General features: G+C 34.8%; 17 protein-coding genes. 14 read left to right on the forward strand and 3 right to left on the reverse strand.

Annotation, left to right across the window (positions count from 1 at the left end):
- Positions 1–11: 11 nt before the first annotated feature.
- Positions 12–809 (forward strand): PHP domain-containing protein, encoded by a 798-nt coding sequence (locus JI665_RS11880; protein ID WP_206839589.1) that lies wholly within the window; start codon positions 12–14, stop codon positions 807–809.
- Between the two features lie 81 nt (positions 810–890).
- Here JI665_RS11880 and sat read toward each other — a convergent pair whose 3' ends face one another.
- From sat to JI665_RS11895, 3 genes are read right to left on the reverse strand one after another with little or no spacing between them, the layout of a single operon-like run.
- Positions 891–2,030 (reverse strand): sulfate adenylyltransferase, encoded by a 1,140-nt coding sequence (sat, locus tag JI665_RS11885; protein ID WP_206839590.1) that lies wholly within the window; start codon positions 2,028–2,030, stop codon positions 891–893.
- A 12-nt stretch (positions 2,031–2,042) separates the two neighbouring features.
- Positions 2,043–2,663, reverse strand: a complete 621-nt coding sequence (gene cysC / locus JI665_RS11890; RefSeq protein ID WP_244671158.1) for an adenylyl-sulfate kinase — start codon at positions 2,661–2,663, stop codon at positions 2,043–2,045.
- Between the two features lie 26 nt (positions 2,664–2,689).
- Positions 2,690–4,453, reverse strand: coding sequence for an SLC13 family permease (locus JI665_RS11895; RefSeq protein WP_206839592.1), 1,764 nt, complete (start codon positions 4,451–4,453; stop codon positions 2,690–2,692).
- Between the two features lie 413 nt (positions 4,454–4,866).
- Here JI665_RS11895 and JI665_RS11900 point away from each other — a divergent pair, with 413 nt between their 5' ends.
- The 13 genes from JI665_RS11900 to JI665_RS11960 all read left to right on the forward strand — a co-directional run bounded on the left by JI665_RS11900 (position 4,867) and on the right by JI665_RS11960 (position 18,873).
- A complete protein-coding gene (locus JI665_RS11900) occupies positions 4,867–5,610 on the forward strand; it encodes a sugar phosphate nucleotidyltransferase (RefSeq protein ID WP_206839593.1) in 744 nt (247 codons plus the stop codon).
- Positions 5,603–6,550 (forward strand): dTDP-glucose 4,6-dehydratase, encoded by a 948-nt coding sequence (gene rfbB / locus JI665_RS11905; protein WP_206839595.1) that lies wholly within the window; start codon positions 5,603–5,605, stop codon positions 6,548–6,550. The genes JI665_RS11900 and rfbB overlap by 8 nt, the downstream gene beginning before the upstream one ends.
- A 9-nt stretch (positions 6,551–6,559) precedes the next feature.
- Positions 6,560–7,411 carry a dTDP-4-dehydrorhamnose reductase gene (gene rfbD, locus JI665_RS11910; protein ID WP_312886181.1) on the forward strand — a complete coding sequence of 284 codons (852 nt, stop codon included), beginning with the start codon at positions 6,560–6,562 and terminating at the stop codon, positions 7,409–7,411.
- Positions 7,408–7,866, forward strand: coding sequence for a dTDP-4-dehydrorhamnose 3,5-epimerase family protein (locus JI665_RS11915; protein WP_206839597.1), 459 nt, complete (start codon positions 7,408–7,410; stop codon positions 7,864–7,866). Before rfbD ends, JI665_RS11915 begins: the two co-directional genes overlap by 4 nt.
- A gap of 20 nt (positions 7,867–7,886) precedes the next feature.
- Complete coding sequence (locus JI665_RS11920; protein ID WP_206839599.1) at positions 7,887–9,005, forward strand: glycosyltransferase family 4 protein; 1,119 nt, start codon at positions 7,887–7,889, stop codon at positions 9,003–9,005.
- A gap of 191 nt (positions 9,006–9,196) precedes the next feature.
- Positions 9,197–10,159 carry a GDP-mannose 4,6-dehydratase gene (gene gmd, locus JI665_RS11925; RefSeq protein WP_206839600.1) on the forward strand — a complete coding sequence of 321 codons (963 nt, stop codon included), beginning with the start codon at positions 9,197–9,199 and terminating at the stop codon, positions 10,157–10,159.
- A gap of 343 nt (positions 10,160–10,502) precedes the next feature.
- The gene (locus JI665_RS11930; RefSeq protein ID WP_206839601.1) at positions 10,503–12,866 is read left to right on the forward strand and encodes a glycosyltransferase family 4 protein; all 2,364 of its coding nucleotides are present in this window, start codon (positions 10,503–10,505) and stop codon (positions 12,864–12,866) included.
- 21 nt (positions 12,867–12,887) lie between these two features.
- Positions 12,888–13,436 carry a DUF4214 domain-containing protein gene (locus tag JI665_RS11935; RefSeq protein ID WP_206839602.1) on the forward strand — a complete coding sequence of 183 codons (549 nt, stop codon included), beginning with the start codon at positions 12,888–12,890 and terminating at the stop codon, positions 13,434–13,436.
- 6 nt (positions 13,437–13,442) lie between these two features.
- Positions 13,443–14,207, forward strand: a complete 765-nt coding sequence (locus JI665_RS11940; protein WP_206839603.1) for a GT-D fold domain-containing glycosyltransferase — start codon at positions 13,443–13,445, stop codon at positions 14,205–14,207.
- A 361-nt stretch (positions 14,208–14,568) separates the two neighbouring features.
- Positions 14,569–16,080 (forward strand): UDP-N-acetylglucosamine 4,6-dehydratase family protein, encoded by a 1,512-nt coding sequence (locus tag JI665_RS11945; protein WP_244671159.1) that lies wholly within the window; start codon positions 14,569–14,571, stop codon positions 16,078–16,080.
- Between the two features lie 53 nt (positions 16,081–16,133).
- Positions 16,134–17,147: an NAD(P)-binding domain-containing protein gene (locus JI665_RS11950; RefSeq protein ID WP_206839605.1), complete on the forward strand. Its 1,014-nt coding sequence runs from the start codon at positions 16,134–16,136 to the stop codon at positions 17,145–17,147.
- 194 nt (positions 17,148–17,341) lie between these two features.
- Positions 17,342–18,163: a sulfotransferase family protein gene (locus JI665_RS11955; protein WP_206839607.1), complete on the forward strand. Its 822-nt coding sequence runs from the start codon at positions 17,342–17,344 to the stop codon at positions 18,161–18,163.
- Positions 18,164–18,234: 71 nt separating this feature from the next.
- Entirely contained in the window at positions 18,235–18,873 is a 639-nt protein-coding gene (locus tag JI665_RS11960) for an rRNA adenine N-6-methyltransferase family protein (protein ID WP_206839608.1), read from the forward strand.
- Positions 18,874–19,274: the final 401 nt, after the last annotated feature.

Genomic DNA, 19,274 nt, shown 5'->3' on the forward strand with positions numbered 1-19,274 from the left:
GAGAGGAAGACTTGGACATTAAAAAGGTAGTAGAAAAAGGGAACTTCGACCTCCACCTTCATACTACAGCTTCTGATGGGAAATATTCTCCGAGTGAAGTTGTTCAAATGGCTGCTGAGAAAGGCATGAATACAATTGCCATAACAGATCATGACACAACAAAGGGAATCGGTGAAGCAATAAATGCTGGAAAAGCCTTTGGAATAACCGTGATTCCCGGAATTGAATTAAGTACAAAATATAAAGATAAAACTATTGATATCTTAGGCTATGGAATAAATGAAACTCCGGAGTTATCAAAGGTATTAGAGCGAATTAGAGAACATAGGGAGAATCGTTCGGAGGTTATTATTAAAAAGTTTTGCGACCTTGGGATGGTCATTACTTCTGCAGATGTCAGAAAGTACAGCAAGGGAGAAGTCATTGCCCGTCCGCATATTGCAAAAGCAGTGGTGGAAAAGGGGTATGCAAAACATACTCAAGAAGTATTCGATTTATATCTTGGAGATGGAAAACCCTGCAGTGAAGACAAATTGAAGCTAAGCCCTTTAGAAGGGATAACATTAATTCAAAACGCAGGGGGAAAAGCTGTACTGGCTCACCCAAGGCTTGTACATGATGATCATATTATTGCTGAGCTATTGAAGCTTCCAGTGGATGGAATTGAAGTGTGGCATCGAAAGCATGATAAGAATGATGTCAAACGATATAAAAAAATGGCTGGTCAATACAATAAATTTATTACAGGCGGTTCAGACTTTCATAGTGATGAACATATGATTGGGGAATTCGGATATCACATAATATAAGAAATCTTCCATTATGTATGTGATATCCAATAACAGATTCTAAATGTAAAAGACTCCGGATTGCTCCGGAGTCCTTTTATTTTAAGTATCTCTTAAGCCATTAATTAAAACCTCAATCACTTCCGGTCGGCTAAATTGGGGAGGGGGTGTCTTTCCGCTGCGCAGCATTTCCCTCACTTTTGTGCCTGATAAGTGGAGATGGTGTTCTTTCGTGTGAGGACAAGTTTTGCTTGACGCCATATTTCCGCATTTCAAACAGTAGAAGCTATGTTCAAATGGCAGGATGACAATTCCTAATTCTTCAGGGCTGAATTGGTCAAAGATTATTTGTGCATCGTATGTTCCGTAATATTCTCCAACACCGGCATGATCTCTACCTACAATAAAGTGAGTACAGCCATAATTTTTACGTACCAGGGAATGGAAAACAGCTTCCTTTGGACCTGCATATCTCATTGCAGCTGGAAAAACAGCCAAGTAAACCCGGTCATTTGGATAATAGTTTTTTAGGAGCACTTCGTAACTTTTAATTCTAATATCTGCTGGAATATCATCTGATTTTGTCTCCCCAACCAGCGGGTTCAAAAATAAGCCATCCACCGTTTCAAGAGCGGTTTTTTGGATATATTCATGTGCTCTGTGCACCGGGTTTCTTGTTTGGAAGCCGACAACAGTTTTCCAATTGTTCTCTATAAAAATTCTCCTTGTTTCTGATGGCGTTTTGGAATATTTTTGGAATCCATGGTGTTTGGTTGGTATTGTTGTTAATGTTACAGGTCCAGCTGCGTAAAATTCTGAACGATCAAAAAGCTTTTTTACCCCTGGATGACGATGATCGGCAGTTTGAAAAACTTTAATGGCTTCTTCTGTTTTGTCAGGTTTATAAACCTCTTGAAGGTCCAAAACCCCATATACTTTGTTTTTATGTTTAAGCTTTATCCTTTCACCAATTTTAAGTTTCCCTAAGGCTTCTTTAGAGATCGGAAGAGTAATTGGGATACTCCAGATGGTTCCATTTTCTAATCTCATCGTATTTATAACTGATTGATAGTCAGTCTGTCCCATAAATCCAGTTAACGGACTAAAAGCCCCATTTGCAATTAATTCAAGATCTGATAAGGCCATGCCATCTATATCAATTTCAGCATCGATATTTGAAAGGTCATAGCTCAAGTCCACTCTATCAATTAATTTTCCACCATGTGGAATACTTATCGTCAACTTTTATCACTCCTATTCATTAGGATCTAGATTTAGGCGTTTTTTCAAATATGTTTCAATTTTTTTGACAGCTTCATTTATTGTGAGCTTATCTGTATCAATGGTAATTTCCGGATTTACAGGTTCCTCATAAGGCTGGTCAATCCCTGTGAATTGCTTAATTACACCACTTCTTGCTTTTTTATAAAGCCCCTTCGGATCTCTTTTCTCACATTCCTGGAGTGAGCACTTTACGTACACTTCTATAAATTCATCTTCGAGAAATAATGATCTTGCATTCTGACGATCTTCCTCAAATGGAGATATCAATGCTGCCAATATTACCCCACCAGCATCAACAAAAAGTTTGCCGACTTCTGCGGTTCTCCTTATGTTTTCTTTCCTGTCAGTTTCTGAGAAGGATAAATTTCTATTGATTCCATGGCGAAGATTATCACCATCCAAAAGATAGACATAGATTCCCTGTTTGAATAGTTCTGCCTGCAAAGCATTGGCTATTGTTGATTTACCGGAACCGGAGAGTCCGGTGAACCAAACCATCAGACTTTTATGGCCGTTTTTTTTCTGCCTGTCTTCCTTTTTAATTACTGAATCGTGCCAGACTATATGTTGATTTTTATCCTTACTTCCCAATCTTGTTTCCTCCTTTAAATCTGATCTTAAATCCAAATCCAATAGGCAATAAAAACAGATAGAACCATACATATCAAACTCAAAGGGAGCCCAGCTTTAATGAAGTCTGAAAATTTATAGCCCCCTGGACCATATACAAGTAAATTAGTTTGGTAGCCTATCGGGGTAAGAAAACTGCATGAAGCGGATATGGCTGTAAGCATTGCAAGCATCTTTGGATCTAAACCGGACTGAAGGGAAACGGTATAGCCAATAGGAAACATAATAGCAGCTGTAGCAAGATTATTAAGGAGTTCAGTCATGATTAAAGTAATTAGATAGAATAAAAACAAAATTCCTATTATGCCCGTAAAACTCTGAAACATTGCTAGAAAGGAAGCTATAAATTTTGCCAGGCCAGTAGATTCAATGGTGTTGCCAATTCCAATAGAGCTCCCCATAATAATGATGACACTCCAGTTTATGGATTTTATTGCTTCGTTAACAGTAATAACTTTTGTTAAAATCACGATTAGCGCAGAAATTAATGCCAGGCTGAATATGGATATCAGCTGAAATGCCGATGAAATAATGATTCCTATAAGAATCAATATGACCACAAATTTTTCCTTTTTTTTATTTCTATATTTACTTTCAATAGGAGAGATAAAATAGAAATCTTCAGCATTCGACCATGTCCTCAAAAAATCATTTTTAGCCAGTAATAAAAGTGTATCTCCCTTCTTTAACACAAAATTTCCAATACCCGAAGTTATAAACTTTCCATTTCTTTTAATGGCTACAATTGCTGCATTATACCTTGACCGAAAATTGCTTTCTTTAACTTTTATATTGATTAAAGGAGATTTTTCTGAAATTCCAACTTCTAAAAAAGTAGCAGGAAGGTTAATATGATTCCCTTTGTTCCCCAGAACGCGTCTTAATCCAATAATATGGCATACCTTTAATAATCCATCAGGGTTTCCTGAGAAAACAAGAATATCACCTTCCTGAATGGTTTCATCATTTGGTGCAGGAATAATGGGTTTCCCGCTTCGGATTATTTCAACCAAAAATAATTGTTCCAGATTGCGAAGCATAGCATCCATTATGCTTTTTCCTATTAATGTTGAATTTTTTTCGACACTAAATTTGTGGATAAAAGGCAGCTTTCCATCATGAAAAAGTTCAAAATTATGTGCCCGCTCGGGCAGAAGCCGATGACCTATCGTTACAAAATATAAAATTCCCGCAACCGTAATCGGTAAGCCGATATAGGCAAAATCAAACATTTTGAATCCGCTTAAGCCTTTTTCAATTAATAAACCCTGAACAACTAGATTTGTTGATGTCCCTATTAGAGTAATAGTTCCTCCGAGAATAGCAGCATAGGATAAAGGAATTAGCAGTTTAGATGGTTTTACATGGTTTGCAGCTGCCCACTTCTGAAGGACGGGGATAAGCATGGTTACAATTGGAGTGTTATTCATAAACGCAGACATGGCACTTGTTGGCACCATCAAGCGAAACAATACATACTGTATTGATTTACTTTTGCTTAATATTTTTTGAATTATGACGTGCAGTATGCCGCTCTTGGATACAGCTGCTCCTACAATAAAAAGGAAAGCAACAGTATGGACTGCCGGGTTTGCAAAACCTTTAAAAGCTTCGGATGGAGTTGTAATTCCCGCAAATATAAGAATAGCCAGCGTGAGAAAAACCATAAATTCCGCCGAAAACCATTCCTTAATAAGACCAAAAAACATGATGGAAAGAATGATGCATAAAAAAATTGCATCGATATTCATAGAAATCTCTCCTGACAATTCCAAATAAGTAATCATATTATACCTATGTGATAAATTCTTTTTTGCGTAGATATTCGCCTCGTTTTTCAATAAATTAACATTTTTCGGGAAAAGATTAGCGGCTTGCCAAATATTTTGGACAGGAATTAATGGAGTTGCCTATAACAATAAGAGCGAAAAAACATAAAGTAATTTAGACAGGTAGTACCTTAAGGTAATACAAATTTTCTAAGAACTTTATGAAATGCCATAGGCCAATCATTCAAAATTGAAACAACACGAAGAGAAAGTCTTTAAAGAAACAGCGATACGATATCCCAAATGAAAATTCCCTGACTATCAGTGTTTCTTTAAAGATTTTAATTAATATGGAGCCTTTTCTTGATAAGAGTTTGCGAAGGGAGACATCTAAATTGAAAGGAATCATTCTTGCGGGAGGGACAGGAACACGTCTTTTACCTTTTACTAAAATCATAAATAAACATCTATTGCCGGTTGGCCCCTATCCTATGATCTATTGGCCAATTATCAAATTAAGGGAAGCAAGTATCCAGGAGATACTTATCATAACAAATGAAAAGGACTTGAGCGTATTTAGAGAGGTTTTAGGTGATGGAAGGGAATTCAATGTAAAACTTACATTTCGGGCCCAGGAAAATGAAGGGGGAGGGATTGCTGATGCACTTTTAGCTTCACGGGATTATATAAATAAAGAAAAATTCGCAGTGGTACTGGGTGATAATTTGTTTGAAGATACTTTAACACTCCATTTAAAAGCTTTCGAAAACCAGAAGCACGGGGCGAGGGTTCTTTTAAAGAAAGTCAGCAACCCGACACGTTACGGTGTTCCGAAATTAGATTTAATTGAAAAGAAAATACTTTCTATTCATGAAAAGCCAAGCATCCCGCCTTCTTATTATTGTGTAACTGGAATATACATGTACGATGAGGAAGTATTCAATCTTATCAAAAACATTCAGCCATCCGAACGAAATGAGCTGGAAATTACAGATGTAAACAATCTGTATATACAAAAAAACCAGCTGGAGTATGATGTTTTAAATGGCTGGTGGATTGATGCAGGAACCCATCATTCTTTATTTTTGGCTCAAAAGTTTATTTATGAAAATAGGAAAGAAGAGGATAATAATGGTTAAAAATCTTCTTGTCACTGGTGGAGCAGGATTTATTGGTTCAAACTTCATTTCAAGAATACTAATGAACAAAAACTATTATATTACTAATATAGATTCTTTGACATATGCTTCAAATAAAAAGGAAATTCAGGCCTTTGAGATTTCTAATAATTATCGTTTTATTAAATGTGACATAGGAAATGAAGTGGAATTAAATGAAGTTTTTGATTTGAGATATGATGCCATTATTAACTTTGCCGCTGAGACACATGTGGATAGGAGTATTCTTAACGCACATCCATTTATCAGGACTAATATTCAAGGAACATTTAATTTATTGCAGGCAGTCTTAAAAGGAAAAGCAGATAAAATGATTCATATTTCAACAGATGAAGTATATGGTTCCCTTTCTCCAGGAGATTCTCCCTTTACAGAACAGACTCCTCTTGCACCCAATAATCCTTATTCCGCAAGTAAAGCCAGCTCTGATTTGCTTGTCCGCTCTTTTTATGAAACCTATCAGCTTCCTCTTATCATTACACGATGCAGCAATAATTATGGACCTTTGCAGCATACAGAAAAGCTTATCCCTAAAACAATTACAAACGCTCTTAATAACCAGGAAATTCCTTTATATGGAGATGGATTAAACATAAGAGATTGGATTTTTGTAGAAGATCATTGCAGGGGCATAGAAATGGTCTTAGAAAAGGGAATTGCAGGTGAAATTTATAATATTGGCGGTAATAATGAGAAAACAAATTTGGAGGTTATCCAAATTATTTTAAACCAGTTAAATAAAGATAAGAGTCTTATCAAGTATATTGACGACCGTAAAGGCCATGACAGGCGATATGCAATGAATTCAAGCAAAATATCAAAGGAAGTCGGTTGGAAGCCTGAGGTTTCATTTGAAGAAGGGATCAGCAGAACGATTAATTGGTATAAATCCAGATGCTAAAAGAAAAAGGTGAGGAAAATAGATATATTAATCACTGGCGGTGAAGGTCAATTAGGCAGGGAACTGCAAAAATCCTTAAGCAGTAAGCATCATAGCTACAGTCTGGGAAAAGGAGATCTCGATATAACAAATAAAGAAAAGGCAGACCTCATAATTAACCAGCTGAAACCCGATATTATTATACATGCAGCAGCTTATACTGCAGTAGATAAATGTGAATCAGAGAGAAAGAAAGCTTTTGAAGTCAATAGTTTAGGTGCCGGATATATAGCTTCAGCAGGGAAAAAAGTAAATGCAAGAATTATCTATATAAGTACAGATTATGTTTTTGACGGGAAAAAACAAAGTCCTTATACGGAGGATGACATTCCAAATCCTCTGTCGGTCTACGGAATGAGCAAATGGCTTGGAGAACGGATAGTGCTAACCAATAGTGATGCTACGGTTATCCGCACTTCATGGCTTTACGGACATGAAGGGAAAAATTTTGTAAAAACCATGCTTGAACTGGGAAAGGAAAACAGAGAAATAAAAGTTGTCAATGATCAGATTGGGTCACCAACCTATGTTAATGACTTAGCAGCAGTTATTGAACAATTAATTGATAAGGAAAATAGTATTTATCACTTTAGCAATACAGGCTCATGTACATGGTTTACATTTGCAAAACGAATTTTTGAAGAAGCAGGTTATGACCCTGCCAGAGTGCAGCCTATAACCAGTGCAGAATATGGTGTTCCCGCACCAAGGCCCGCATATTCAGTCATGGAACATAAGGCAATTAATAATCAAGGCATTAAGACTCCAAGGCATTGGGAGTATGCATTGAAAGACTTTATACGGAAGGAGTTAAGCAAATGATAGAAGGCGTAAAAACTAAACAGCTTATAAAGCATTGTGACGACCGGGGATTTTTTGCCGAGCTTATCAGGGATGATGAGCCGGAGTTGCTGTCAAGGTTTGGGCAGGCTTCCTGGTCTATGAGCTATCCAGGCGTAATAAAAGCATTTCATTACCATGAAAAACAAGATGATTTATGGTTCTTTCCTTCAGGTAATGCACAAGTGGTACTACATGATTTAAGAGAAAATTCATCTACCTTTGGTAAGACCGAAGTCTATTACATGGGTGAAGAGAATCAAATTATGCTCCTTATTCCAAAGGGTGTTGCACATGGTTATAGAGTCCTGGGGGAAAAGCCTGCGGTAATTATTTATTTTACAACTTGTTCTTATGATAAAGAAAAACCTGATGAGAAAAGAATAGCTTGGGATGATCCTTTGATCGGGTTTGACTGGAAAACAAAATTCAGGTAGGGAAAGGAAGACATTGATCTATGAAGAAAGGTGTCAATTTGATCGGATATGCCCGAGCTGAATTTGGATTAGGGGAAGCATGCCGTTCAGCTGCAAGGGCACTGCAATCGGCAGGAATCCCTTTTTGCATAATAAATTTTTCGCATTGTCCAGCCAGGCAAAATGACTTCTCCTGGATACACAAGGAAGTACAAGAACCAATTTTTAATACGAATATCTTTTTTATAAATTCTGACCAGTTTTTTATACATTATAAAAAAAACAACTTGCCAAAGAAATGGTTTTTGAACCGATATAATATTGGGTACTGGCATTGGGAACTGGAAAAACTCCCTGGTACCTGGTTAAAAAGCCTTCGATTAATTAATGAAGTCTGGGTTCCTTCCAGTTTTACCTCAAATGTTATTTCAAGTAGAACTCGAAAGCCGGTTATTACAATTCCTCACTCTATTTTCGTAGAAATACCTTCAGTAATTACCAGAAAAGACTTCAATCTTCCGGAAAATAAATTTTTATTTTTTACAATGTTCGACGTTAGCAGTACATTGGGAAGAAAAAACCCAATGGCAGTTATAGATGCATTTAAGATGGCTTTTCCCGGAAAAAACCATTCAGTTGCACTCGCTATTAAAATTAATAATGGTTCCAATTCCAGTCAGCTTGAGGTGCTTAAACAAAAATGTGAGGAATATCAAAACATAATTTTTATCGATAAAGTACTTGATCGGAAAACGGTAAATGGTTTGCTATATGTATCTGACAGCTATGTTTCTCTTCATAGATCCGAAGGATTTGGATTACCTTTGGCAGAAGCCATGTTTCTAGGTAAGCCGGTTATAGCTACAAATTGGTCTGGCAACCTGGAATTCATGAATAATAACAATTCCTGTTTAGTCGATTTTACTTTAAAAAATATTGGACAGGATTATGGCCCATACACATCTAATCAGCGATGGGCGGAACCTGACCTTTTACAGGCTTCTCAATCGATGAGAAAGCTGGTATTCGATAAAAAATACGCCGATAAAATTGGATTAGTTGGAAAGAGGACTATTGAAACTAAATTGTCATCTAAAGCAATCGGTGAAAAGTACCGATTGCGGCTAAATCAAATTGGCCAATTGCCATCAAAGAGGTGAAGCAGAGAGTTCGAAAATGCTATTAATATACACATTTAATTATATTGTTGGATTGGAATAATGTTCCAAAGTTCGTAACTCTTGTCCTTCTTAATCATATAATGAAAATAAGCTGGGTCATTTAAGAATTATAATCTGCAGTTAAAATATTAAGTTACCTGGCAATATACTAGTTTGGAAAGGAGTATATCATGAAAAAAGCATTAATTACTGGTATAACCGGACAGGATGGATCTTATCTTGCTGATTTACTTCTAGATAAAGGCTACAAAGTTTATGGACTTAAAAGAAGAACAGCAACACAAAATTATGAAAATATAAAACATATAAAAGACGAAATTGAATTTTTATCAGGGGATCTTCGCGACCAAACATCCTTAACCGAAGCAATTAAGATAGCGAAACCTGATGAGGTTTATAATCTAGCTGCTCAATCCTATGTTGGCGACTCCTGGAGACAGCCGATTTACACAGGAGAGGTAACAGGGCTCGGAGTCACAAATATGCTGGAAGCAATTCGTTTATCTGATTTGGATGCTCGTTTTTACCAAGCTTCCAGCAGTGAAATGTTTGGAAAAGTTGTAGAAACCCCACAAACTGAAGTGACTCCTTTTTATCCACGCAGTCCTTACGGTGTGGCAAAAGTTTATGGGCATTGGATTACAGTAAATTATAGAGAAAGTTTCAATCTTTTTGCATGCTCGGGGATATTGTTTAATCATGAATCACCAAGAAGAGGAATTGAGTTTGTGACACGGAAAGTAACTGATGCTGTTGCAAAAATAAAGCTGGGAATTCAAAATGAGCTCCGTTTAGGAAATCTGGATGCAAAAAGAGACTGGGGTTTTGCTGGTGATTACGTTGAAGCCATGTGGAAAATGCTGCAGCAGGACAGTCCTGATGATTATGTAATCGCTACCGGCAAAACACATACTGTAAGGGAATGGGTACAAACTGCGTTTAACTATGCTGGACTGAATTGGGAGAATTATGTTGTTGCCGATGAGAAATTTTTCCGTCCGGCAGAAGTTGATTTATTAATAGGAAATCCCCAAAAAGCCAAAGAACAGTTGGATTGGGAGCCTAAAGTAAGCTTTGAAAACTTGATTGAAATGATGGTAGAAGAAGATTTAAAGAGAAACTCTAAAAAATAAGGGCAGTTTTTTTCAAGGCTGTTTTCAAATGTTTATTGCTTTTTCATAATTTAGTTTAATTTGCAGAATTGACCTTCGCTGTTTGCACTCCATCTTCGAAAATGCTGACGCATTTCCTGCTTGCGGTTGAACATTCGAGGAAGCTTATTCCATGTCCTGCGGGAGGAGAGGGAACTTTAATACCCTGCAGGCGAAGCAGGGGAGGCTCACATTCTTCCCGTGGGTTCGCTCTGTACCTGCAGTGGAAATCTACGGGCAGAATTCTTAAACAAAAACAACAACCTTTAAAAATAGAGCCTATTTTTAAATTCTTGTTTGTAAAAAGTAAAGGGGAATTAAGCATATGAAAAAAATCCTTGTTCTTAATTTTTTCCCTGCGAAAAACCCTCCTGCTACCGGAGGTGAACACAGGTATTTTCACTTTTATAATGAATTAAGTAATCATTATGATGTAACCCTCATTTCTTCATCACACCCTCATAAATCAGTAAGGATTGTTGAATATTCGAAAACCTTCAGGGAATATTTAGTCCCAAATGATTTAGATATTCACGGTCGCCTTAACAAAGAGTTACGCGGAAAGGTTGGAATTGAATATTCTGCTTTAGTTTCAACCTTGGCGTCCAATTATCCAAATAAGTATCACGAAGTTTTTCTTAATCTATACGAACAAAGCGATATTATAATTCATGATTCACCATTTACCTTGGGTTACGACTTATTTTTTGGATTTGATGAGAAACCAAGAATATATAACAGTTATAACAATGAGGCAGATCTGGCAAAGCAGATGTGGGATGGAGTTGAAGCAAAAAAGTATACTAAGTATTTTTTTGAAGTTGAAAAAGAGATGGTATTGCTGGCTGACCTGGTTTTTGCAGTATCAGAGGAGGACAGGAAAGGCTTTGTTAAATCTTATGGTGTAAATATAGACAAAATAAAACTTGCCCCCAATGGCATCGTTCCTGAAGAATGGACAAATATCCCGACAAAACACCACCGGCAAAAGCCCACTGCCTTTTTCATTGGAAGCAAACATCCCCCGAATTATGAAGCTGTAAATTTTATCATCAATAATCTTGCAGTGAAGTGCAAGAATATAAATTTTGTTATAGCAGGTGATTGCTGTAATCAATTTAAAAATGTAAGCAGAAGTAATGTAGAACTTTTGGGGAGAATTGGCAACTCACAGAAAAAAGAACTTCTTTCTAATTCAGATTTTGCTATAAATCCAATGTTTTCTGGTGGAGGCACTAATTTAAAAACTGTTGAATTCCTTTCAGCGGGTCTGCCTTTAATTTCAACAGAAATGGGAGTTCGCGGCCTCAATTTGACTTCAGGTGAAGATTATTTAGCGGCTGACAAAAATAATTTTGCAGCAATTTTAGATACAGCGATAAAAGATAGGAAAAGATTAAAGACTATCGCAATGAAGGGAAAAAAACACATCGACCAAAACTATTCTTGGAAAGGAATAGTTTTAAAATTTAAGAAGGAAATTGATAATATCACAAAAGGAAAAAAAAGAGAAAATATTCTTGTCCTTAATGATTTTAAAGTGTCCACAGCATTATCAGGAGGAGAAGTTAGACTTAAACAATTATATTCTGGCCTATCAAAATATTATAAAATTATTTTACTTTGCTTTACAAATGCTAAAGTGATTGAAAAAAAGCGAATTACAGAGAACTTTCTTGAAGTAAGTATTCCAAAAACACCTGAACATATTCAAGAAAACATGAAAATAAAAAAGCAGTTTCATATAAGTGTAAGTGATATTGTTAATTCTTATATGTGCACAAAAAACAATTTACTAATGAAGATAACCAAGTTACTTTATAGAAATTCTGAGTTTATAGTTACTGCTCACCCTTATATGATTCCTTTAATACAAGATCTTCAAAGTAAACCGTTGATATATGAAAGCTTAAATGTAGAGACAAAACTTAAAAGTGAAATATTAAAGGGCCATCCCATGTACAAATTTTTAATTAATCAAGTGAAAAAAATAGAGTTACTTGCATTAAAAAAAAGCAACCTAGTAATAACGGTGTCAACTGAGGATAAAAACCAATTCATAGAGATGTTCCATATGAATCCAAAAAAGATTGCTACTATAAAAAATGGTATAAAACTAAAAGATAATGATTATTTTAACGATGACTTTTCAAGCATTAAAAATCTCTTTAAAGGAGCTCCGGTTATTGTATTTATTGGCAGCAATCATTACCCGAACGTGAAGGCCTTACAGTATATAGAACAAGATTTGGCTTTGAACTTAAAAAATTATTACTTTTTAATTATTGGATCGGTTTGTAACTCAGCTGGAAAAGCACCGCCTCAAAATGTTTTACATTTTAAAACATTAAATGAAGAGTTTAAAGATGCTCTCTTAAGAGTAGCAGATGCTGCTATAAATCCAATTATCACAGGTTCTGGCTCAAATATGAAGCTTGCAGAATATTTTGGGAAGAAAGTTCCGGTTATAACAACAAACTTTGGAGCGAGAGGCTACGAAATTTCAAATGGAAATCATGCAATTATTTGCAGTTTAAATGAATTTGCAAATAAGATTCCTAGTTTGGTTAATAGTCCAAATATATCGTTGAATATCGTAAATAATGCATATAAATATGCTGAACAAGAGCTGAGTTGGGAATCACTTGCAGAACAATATAAAAATGTCTTACAAAGTCTGCCAAAATAAAAAAGGAGGAAGGAAAGTGATTTGAAGATACTTCAAATAATTCAAGAAATGTATAGCAAAGAAAATTCTCAATTTGTTAAAGAGTTATATAGGGAAATTTTAAATCGTGAATATGACCAGCAGGGCTTTCAGGATCATGTGGAAAAGTTAAAAAAAGGAACAGAAAAAGAGGTAATTCTAAGTTCCTTTTTTAAAAGTAAAGAATTAATCGTTAAGCTTAATAATTCTTTTCGTAATCCACTGTATGAAAAGAAAAATAATAACAGTACGATCTTTGGCCGGCTTCATCAAATTATGAAAAAAAAGGGTAAACATTTTTTAGATGGAGTGTTTCTGGAATTACTAAACAGGAAACCGAACAAAAAGGAATACTATTCCTTTTCATATTCTGCAAAAGGGTCAAATAAGGATAAGAGGGATATAGTTATTCATATAATCACAAGCAGAGAATTTAACAGCAAAATTAAAATAAATAACAGGAATCTCACACTAAAATCACAAAACATTGCAGAGAAAGTAACCGCCGAAATGGTAATAAAGAAGTTAAAAACTCATTTCAGAAGGGATTAATAAATTATGGGGAAGATACCAGGTGAGTATGAAAATGACATGCTGCAAACCTCAGATGTTATTAAATTATTGAAAGTGGCTTTTCTTCAGAAGAAACCCCTTTCACTTGCCCGATTTGGCCATAGTGAGATTAATTTGGCATGGACCACATATCCTGATTGGATTAAGGGATGGAACTATAGAGAATACAATGGAGCAACTGAGAATCCTCAGAAGATGCAGACTGATATTAGAGAAGCATTAAAAATGACGGATATTGTTGGTCTCCATCGTTCAACATCTCGTATTTATGAGGATAGAAGAGCTGCCCTAGCAGCAAAAGAAATGTTAAAGGCACTTCAAATTGTACCGAAACATGTATGTTCAGCCTGGGTTACCCATGAACTAATAAGAAGCCAGGATTTTTGGGAATGGCTTCGAATGCAAAAAGTTGTTTTGGTGGGAAGACGTTCAAAAGAGGCTCAGCATTTATTTAAGAAAAAAGGAGTAACAGTTACCAACACAATTAATCTGGAGGGTATGGAGGATCTCCAAAAGGTACACAATTTATTATGCAGAAATTCGAATTGGGAGGTGGCACTAGTTTCTGCAGGATTACCTGCTTCGATTCTTGTACCCCGAATTGTGCGTGATACTGGTAAAATTGCTATTGATTTTGGCCATGCTATAGATAAGATAATAGAAGGCCGTGAATTTAGATTTGATAAAACCGCAAATGAATATAATAAAAATCATACAAATAATCCCAATAATAAAGATAATGATATTTAGCTGGAATTCTGATGATTTTCTTAAATTGCACCCTTAATTTCTACTCGCACAATAATCATTGAAAAGCCGACCTTAAAGGCTTTATGCGAAAAAGATTTATAAATCTTATAATTTTAAAACCTGTTAGTTTAAAACTAACAGGTTATTTTTTTGGACAAGAGGTTACTAACCCATACAAAATCATTCTTTTTGAATACGATGTATTGTGATGGTACATCGATACCCTAAAGAATACTCAACTTGCATTTTTATATTAACTATCATACTGGATAATAAAAAAACGATTTTCAATCCAACTTGATATAAAGTGCAAAAAAAGAACATCAAAATGTTTCTAAGGAAAGGATGGGCATTAAAAACAATGAATAATCTGATCCAATTTACAAAAGAATATATTTTTCATTTCCTCTTTATATCCAGTATATTTATATATTCTTTAATAGCTGCAGAAAGTAAGGCGCTAATTATTGAAATTATGGATTTAAGAGCTGTTTTTGCACTATTAGTCTATGTAGCATTAGTTCAATTGTGCCTGTACAAATTACTGTTGAGAAAAGAATTTTCAATTGTAAAGCAAGAGCATTTGTTAATTGCCAGCTTTTTATTTTGTATATACGTTTTGATTTTCATGAGCATACAATCAAATCTATTCTTTTTATTAATTCTATTTGTTACAACAGCATTATTTTTTTTCGGGCCAATTAGAGTTTTCTTCAATAATAATATTCCTTCGATTAATGCTTCATTTAGTAATGGCAACGAACAGTTGGTAAAGGATACTAAAAAACAGGCAGAAAAAAAGATTAATAGTAAACCACCTAATATTAATGTAAAAAATCTTATTGGAAGAGACATCATTAGGCCTACAAAGAGAATTAGTGAATATATTTCAAATAAAACCGTCTTAATTACTGGAGCAGGAGGCTCAATCGGAAGTGAATTAGTTAAGCAGGCTGCCGGATACAGTCCAAAAAGGCTGATTTTACTTGGCCATGGAGAAAATAGTATTTTTAATATCTCTGCAGATATTAAAGAAAAGTTTCCCAAAACTCAAATACATTTAATAATAGCGGATATTCAGGATAAGAATCACATTGAACAAATTTTCGAACAGTATAGACCAACTATTGTTTTTCATGCTGCAGCTCACAAACATGTTCCATTAATGGAAATGAATGAAGGAGCAGCAGTACGAAACAATATTTTTGGAACTGAAAATCTTGTCAAGGCATCATCTAAATACTTTGTTGAACGCTTTGTCTTTATTTCAACTGATAAAGCTGTCGAGCCTATTAATATTATGGGGAAAACTAAAAGGATTGGAGAGCTGATTGTTCAGGCTGCTGCATCAGAAAGTTTAACGAAGTTCTCAATTGTAAGGTTTGGAAATGTGCTGGAAAGCCGCGGAAGTGTAATTCCCATTTTTAAGAAACAAATTGAGTCAGGAGAAGCGGTTACCGTAACACACCCAGATATGGTGAGGTATTTTATGACCATCCCTGAAGCAGTGCAACTTGTTCTTGAAGCAGGTGCACTATCAAAAGGGGGAGAGGTTTTCGTACTGGATATGGGGAAGCCAGTTAAAATCATTGATATTGCCAGAAGGCTGATCTGCTTATATGGTTATGAACCAGACAAAGATATTAGAATAGAAATTACAGGAATACGTCAGGGAGAAAAATTAAATGAATCACTTTTTTACACTAGTGAGGAAATAGTGAAAACCAAACACCCTAATGTTATGATTGCTGTTCCCAAAATAAAAAGCAGTGAGAATTTACAAGGACAATTAGAAAAACTTAAAGAAGCTGTAATCCATTATCCTGAAAAAATTGGGCAAATGCTAGATAAAATTATTAAAGATCAATATTGAAAAAATAAAAAACCAATCAATTTCAGGTATAAAAGGAGGGAAAATAAGCTGAAATGATTGAGAAGATAAAAAAAGAATTGAAAAGTTTTACTGCCCCTAATTCAATAACTGTAGCAACAGTAGGGATGACATCTAGAGATTCAGCTCCCTTTACTGTCTTGCCAAGAAGAAAAACACTTGGATTTGAAACGATTAATTTCTTAATTTCAAATATTCATTCAGCAGAAAAATGTTTAAATTTTCTCGATGGCAAGGTCAAGTATATTCTAATAGATGTTGAATCCAAAAAAAATGTTGATCTCGAGAGTATTGCAAAAAAAACTATAAAGTCCTCAATTGTCAAGTCATACAAACCAAATGATGCGACTGTAGAAGCTGCAGACCTTTACATGTTGAATTATTTTAAAGATTTTCTTAAGGATAAAAAAATCTTAATTTATGGTGCAGGCAATATAGCTGGGAAACTTGCGTTAAGATTGGCTGAACGAGGGGCAGAGATATATATTTATTCACGGGATAAAAATAAGGTTAGTTTATTGGTAAATGCGCTTAACTTAATTCTTCCTAGATATTCATTAAATAGGATCAAACAATTACAAAATTTTGAAGAGATGAGTGATTTTTTTGATGCTATTATTTCCTTTATATCTTCTGAACAAGTAATTAATCATAATATTATTCAAAGTTTAAAGGAAAATGCCTTAGTTTTGGATGGTGGCATAAACAATTTTACTCATGAATTTTATAAAAACAGCAGTAAAAAAAGGTTAAATTCTTTTCGGCTTGATGTACGATTGGGGTTTCTATACTCATTAATACCTTTAATGGACTATACTGAAAAGTTTTTTAGGGAGGTGCAAGGTAAGTCATCAATAGAGGAAATAAAATTAGTATCAGGGGGGATTATTGGGAATGAAGGGGATATAATCGTTGATTCTATTAAATCGCCTACACAAGTGATTGGAATTGCAAATGGACTAGGGGGGACAAAAGAAATAGGTAAGTATAATCTGACTGATATCAAAAATCTGGAAATGGTACAAAAATATATCTCAGAAAAAAAGTAAACAGTTAAAAAATCATCTAATAAATCTACATCTGCTATCCTCCTTCTAAAAATAATGCCAGCAGTAGTTTCTTCCAAACTTTTATCATTAATTTTCCCAGTAAAAATAACAAATTACCAATCATCTATTTGCTTACCGGAAAGTCTTCAGAAAAAAGCAGATTTATTAAAACAACTGATGTGAAAGGAGAAACTATGGTTAGAGAAAATAAAGCAATTTGCATTATAGGATCAGGAAGATGCGGATCTTCAATGGTGACCAGGGCGATAAATTTAATGGGAGTGGATGTAGGATCCCATCTTTATCCTGCTGACCGCACAAATCCAAAAGGCTATTGGGAAAACAGCAGAATTGTAATGATCCATGAAAAGATGCTTAAAACAGTTGGAAACAATATTCATCATGAATGGTGGCACAAGAAGGATTACATCCATTTAAAACAAGAATTGAAAGACTATATAACAAAAGAATATTTAGATAAAGAGGTATGGGGATGGAAAGATCCAAGAACATGCCATTTTATTGCACTATGGAATGAGGTATTAAATGAACTATCTGTCACTCCCCATTATGTAATCCTGGTTCGTAATCCCGTAGACATTATTCATTCATTCAAAAAAGCATATAACTTTAAAGACATTACAGCATTGAAGCTTTGGCAGCAAAGAACGTTATTAAGTTTGAAAAAGACAGAAGACCATAAAAGGCTCATCTTTGATTATAACCAATTCCTGGACAATAGTCTTGGATGCTTAAAAATTCTTTCTAAGACTTTCAATCTTAAAATCGAAAAAAATGAGATAGAATTAAAAAGGCAGTTAAATCATTTTATTGACCCTTCATTACAGCATAGCAGGGTGAGCTTAGATAGATTGTTAAATGATCCATATATTGAAGATGATATTAAAGAGCTTTATAGCCTATGCTACAAGGCATGCCACTCAATCGATTTTTTCAATTCTGAAATATTCAGGAAAAAAGTTGATTTATTATATCGATCTTTTTTTGAAAAATAAGCTAACCGTGAAAAATCCTTATTTATAGTTTTCCGGGTTTAATTGGTATAACAAATAAAGGGTGATTATTTATGGAAGATAAGTATAAAAATATATTGGAGTTTTGGAGAAATAACTTATATTTGCCTAATTCATTAACAAGAGAAGAGACTATGCGTTTTTGGTTATTGGAAGCTAAACCCTACAAAATCAGACCAGAAACAGTAAAGAAATACCAGAAAAAAAATAACATACAGGTGTTAATAGAGACTGGTACTTATAAAGGTGCCATGATTGAGGCAGTATTAAATAATTTCAATAAAATAGTCTCAATAGAATTAGATAAAGACCTATATAATGAAGCAAAAATAAAATTTTCCAGCCAATCACATGTGAATATTGTGCATGGTGATAGCTCCTTAGTATTGGGGGACATGCTGAAGTCTATTAATGTACCTTGTGTATTTTGGCTGGACGGACATTATGTACCAGATTCAATAGATACAGCCAGAGGGGATAGAGATACTCCTATTTTGGATGAATTAGATCAGATTTTAAAGCATCATGTTAGGCATCATGTAATTTTAATTGATGATGCCCGATGTTTTATTGGTCCCAATCCTATTTTGAATGATTACCCTACCATCCAGGAATTAAAAAAGTTTGTAAAAAGCAGAAGGCCTGAGTTAAGTTTTCAAGTAGCTGACGACATAATAAGAATTTTGCCATAAAGAGATTCAAAATTTGTTAGTTAAAAAAGTTGAAGAATATGTATATTAGCACAAACTGAAGACAAGCTCACGAATAGTATATCTTAAGAAAGTGAGGTGCTCCTATGTGTCTTTGTAAAAAAGTTAATAAATATTATTTAGGAAGTGACCCGAATTACGGAAAAGCGGTTAAGCTCACAGCAAACAATTATAAAATGCCTGTGGTGAAGGGTACAAAAGCAGGGTACTCTACAAAAAAATATGTAAACGGAAAGCTTCAAACTTACTAAGGGACCTTTGAAGTGCCCAGCGCGAATCAGTGCGAATAAAAGGCGGTGAGACTATGTGCTTTTGCCATGAGGTTAATAAAAAGATTTCCTCCAATGCATCGTATCAAGGCAGAAAAATGCCCTCAGCCAAAA

Origin of the sequence: Bacillus sp. NTK034 (assembly GCF_017303275.1) — a bacterium.
Taxonomy (GTDB): domain Bacteria; phylum Bacillota; class Bacilli; order Bacillales; family Cytobacillaceae; genus Cytobacillus.

Coding starts and splice junctions, on each gene's coding strand:
- JI665_RS11895 (WP_206839592.1), bottom strand. CDS start 4,453: ATGAATATCGATGCAATTTTTTTATGCATCATTCTTTCCATCATGTTT.
- rfbB (WP_206839595.1), top strand. CDS start 5,603: ATGGTTAAAAATCTTCTTGTCACTGGTGGAGCAGGATTTATTGGTTCA.
- JI665_RS11915 (WP_206839597.1), top strand. CDS start 7,408: ATGATAGAAGGCGTAAAAACTAAACAGCTTATAAAGCATTGTGACGAC.
- JI665_RS11920 (WP_206839599.1), top strand. CDS start 7,887: ATGAAGAAAGGTGTCAATTTGATCGGATATGCCCGAGCTGAATTTGGA.
- gmd (WP_206839600.1), top strand. CDS start 9,197: ATGAAAAAAGCATTAATTACTGGTATAACCGGACAGGATGGATCTTAT.
- JI665_RS11930 (WP_206839601.1), top strand. CDS start 10,503: ATGAAAAAAATCCTTGTTCTTAATTTTTTCCCTGCGAAAAACCCTCCT.
- JI665_RS11940 (WP_206839603.1), top strand. CDS start 13,443: ATGGGGAAGATACCAGGTGAGTATGAAAATGACATGCTGCAAACCTCA.
- JI665_RS11945 (WP_244671159.1), top strand. CDS start 14,569: ATGAATAATCTGATCCAATTTACAAAAGAATATATTTTTCATTTCCTC.
- JI665_RS11950 (WP_206839605.1), top strand. CDS start 16,134: ATGATTGAGAAGATAAAAAAAGAATTGAAAAGTTTTACTGCCCCTAAT.
- JI665_RS11955 (WP_206839607.1), top strand. CDS start 17,342: ATGGTTAGAGAAAATAAAGCAATTTGCATTATAGGATCAGGAAGATGC.
- JI665_RS11960 (WP_206839608.1), top strand. CDS start 18,235: ATGGAAGATAAGTATAAAAATATATTGGAGTTTTGGAGAAATAACTTA.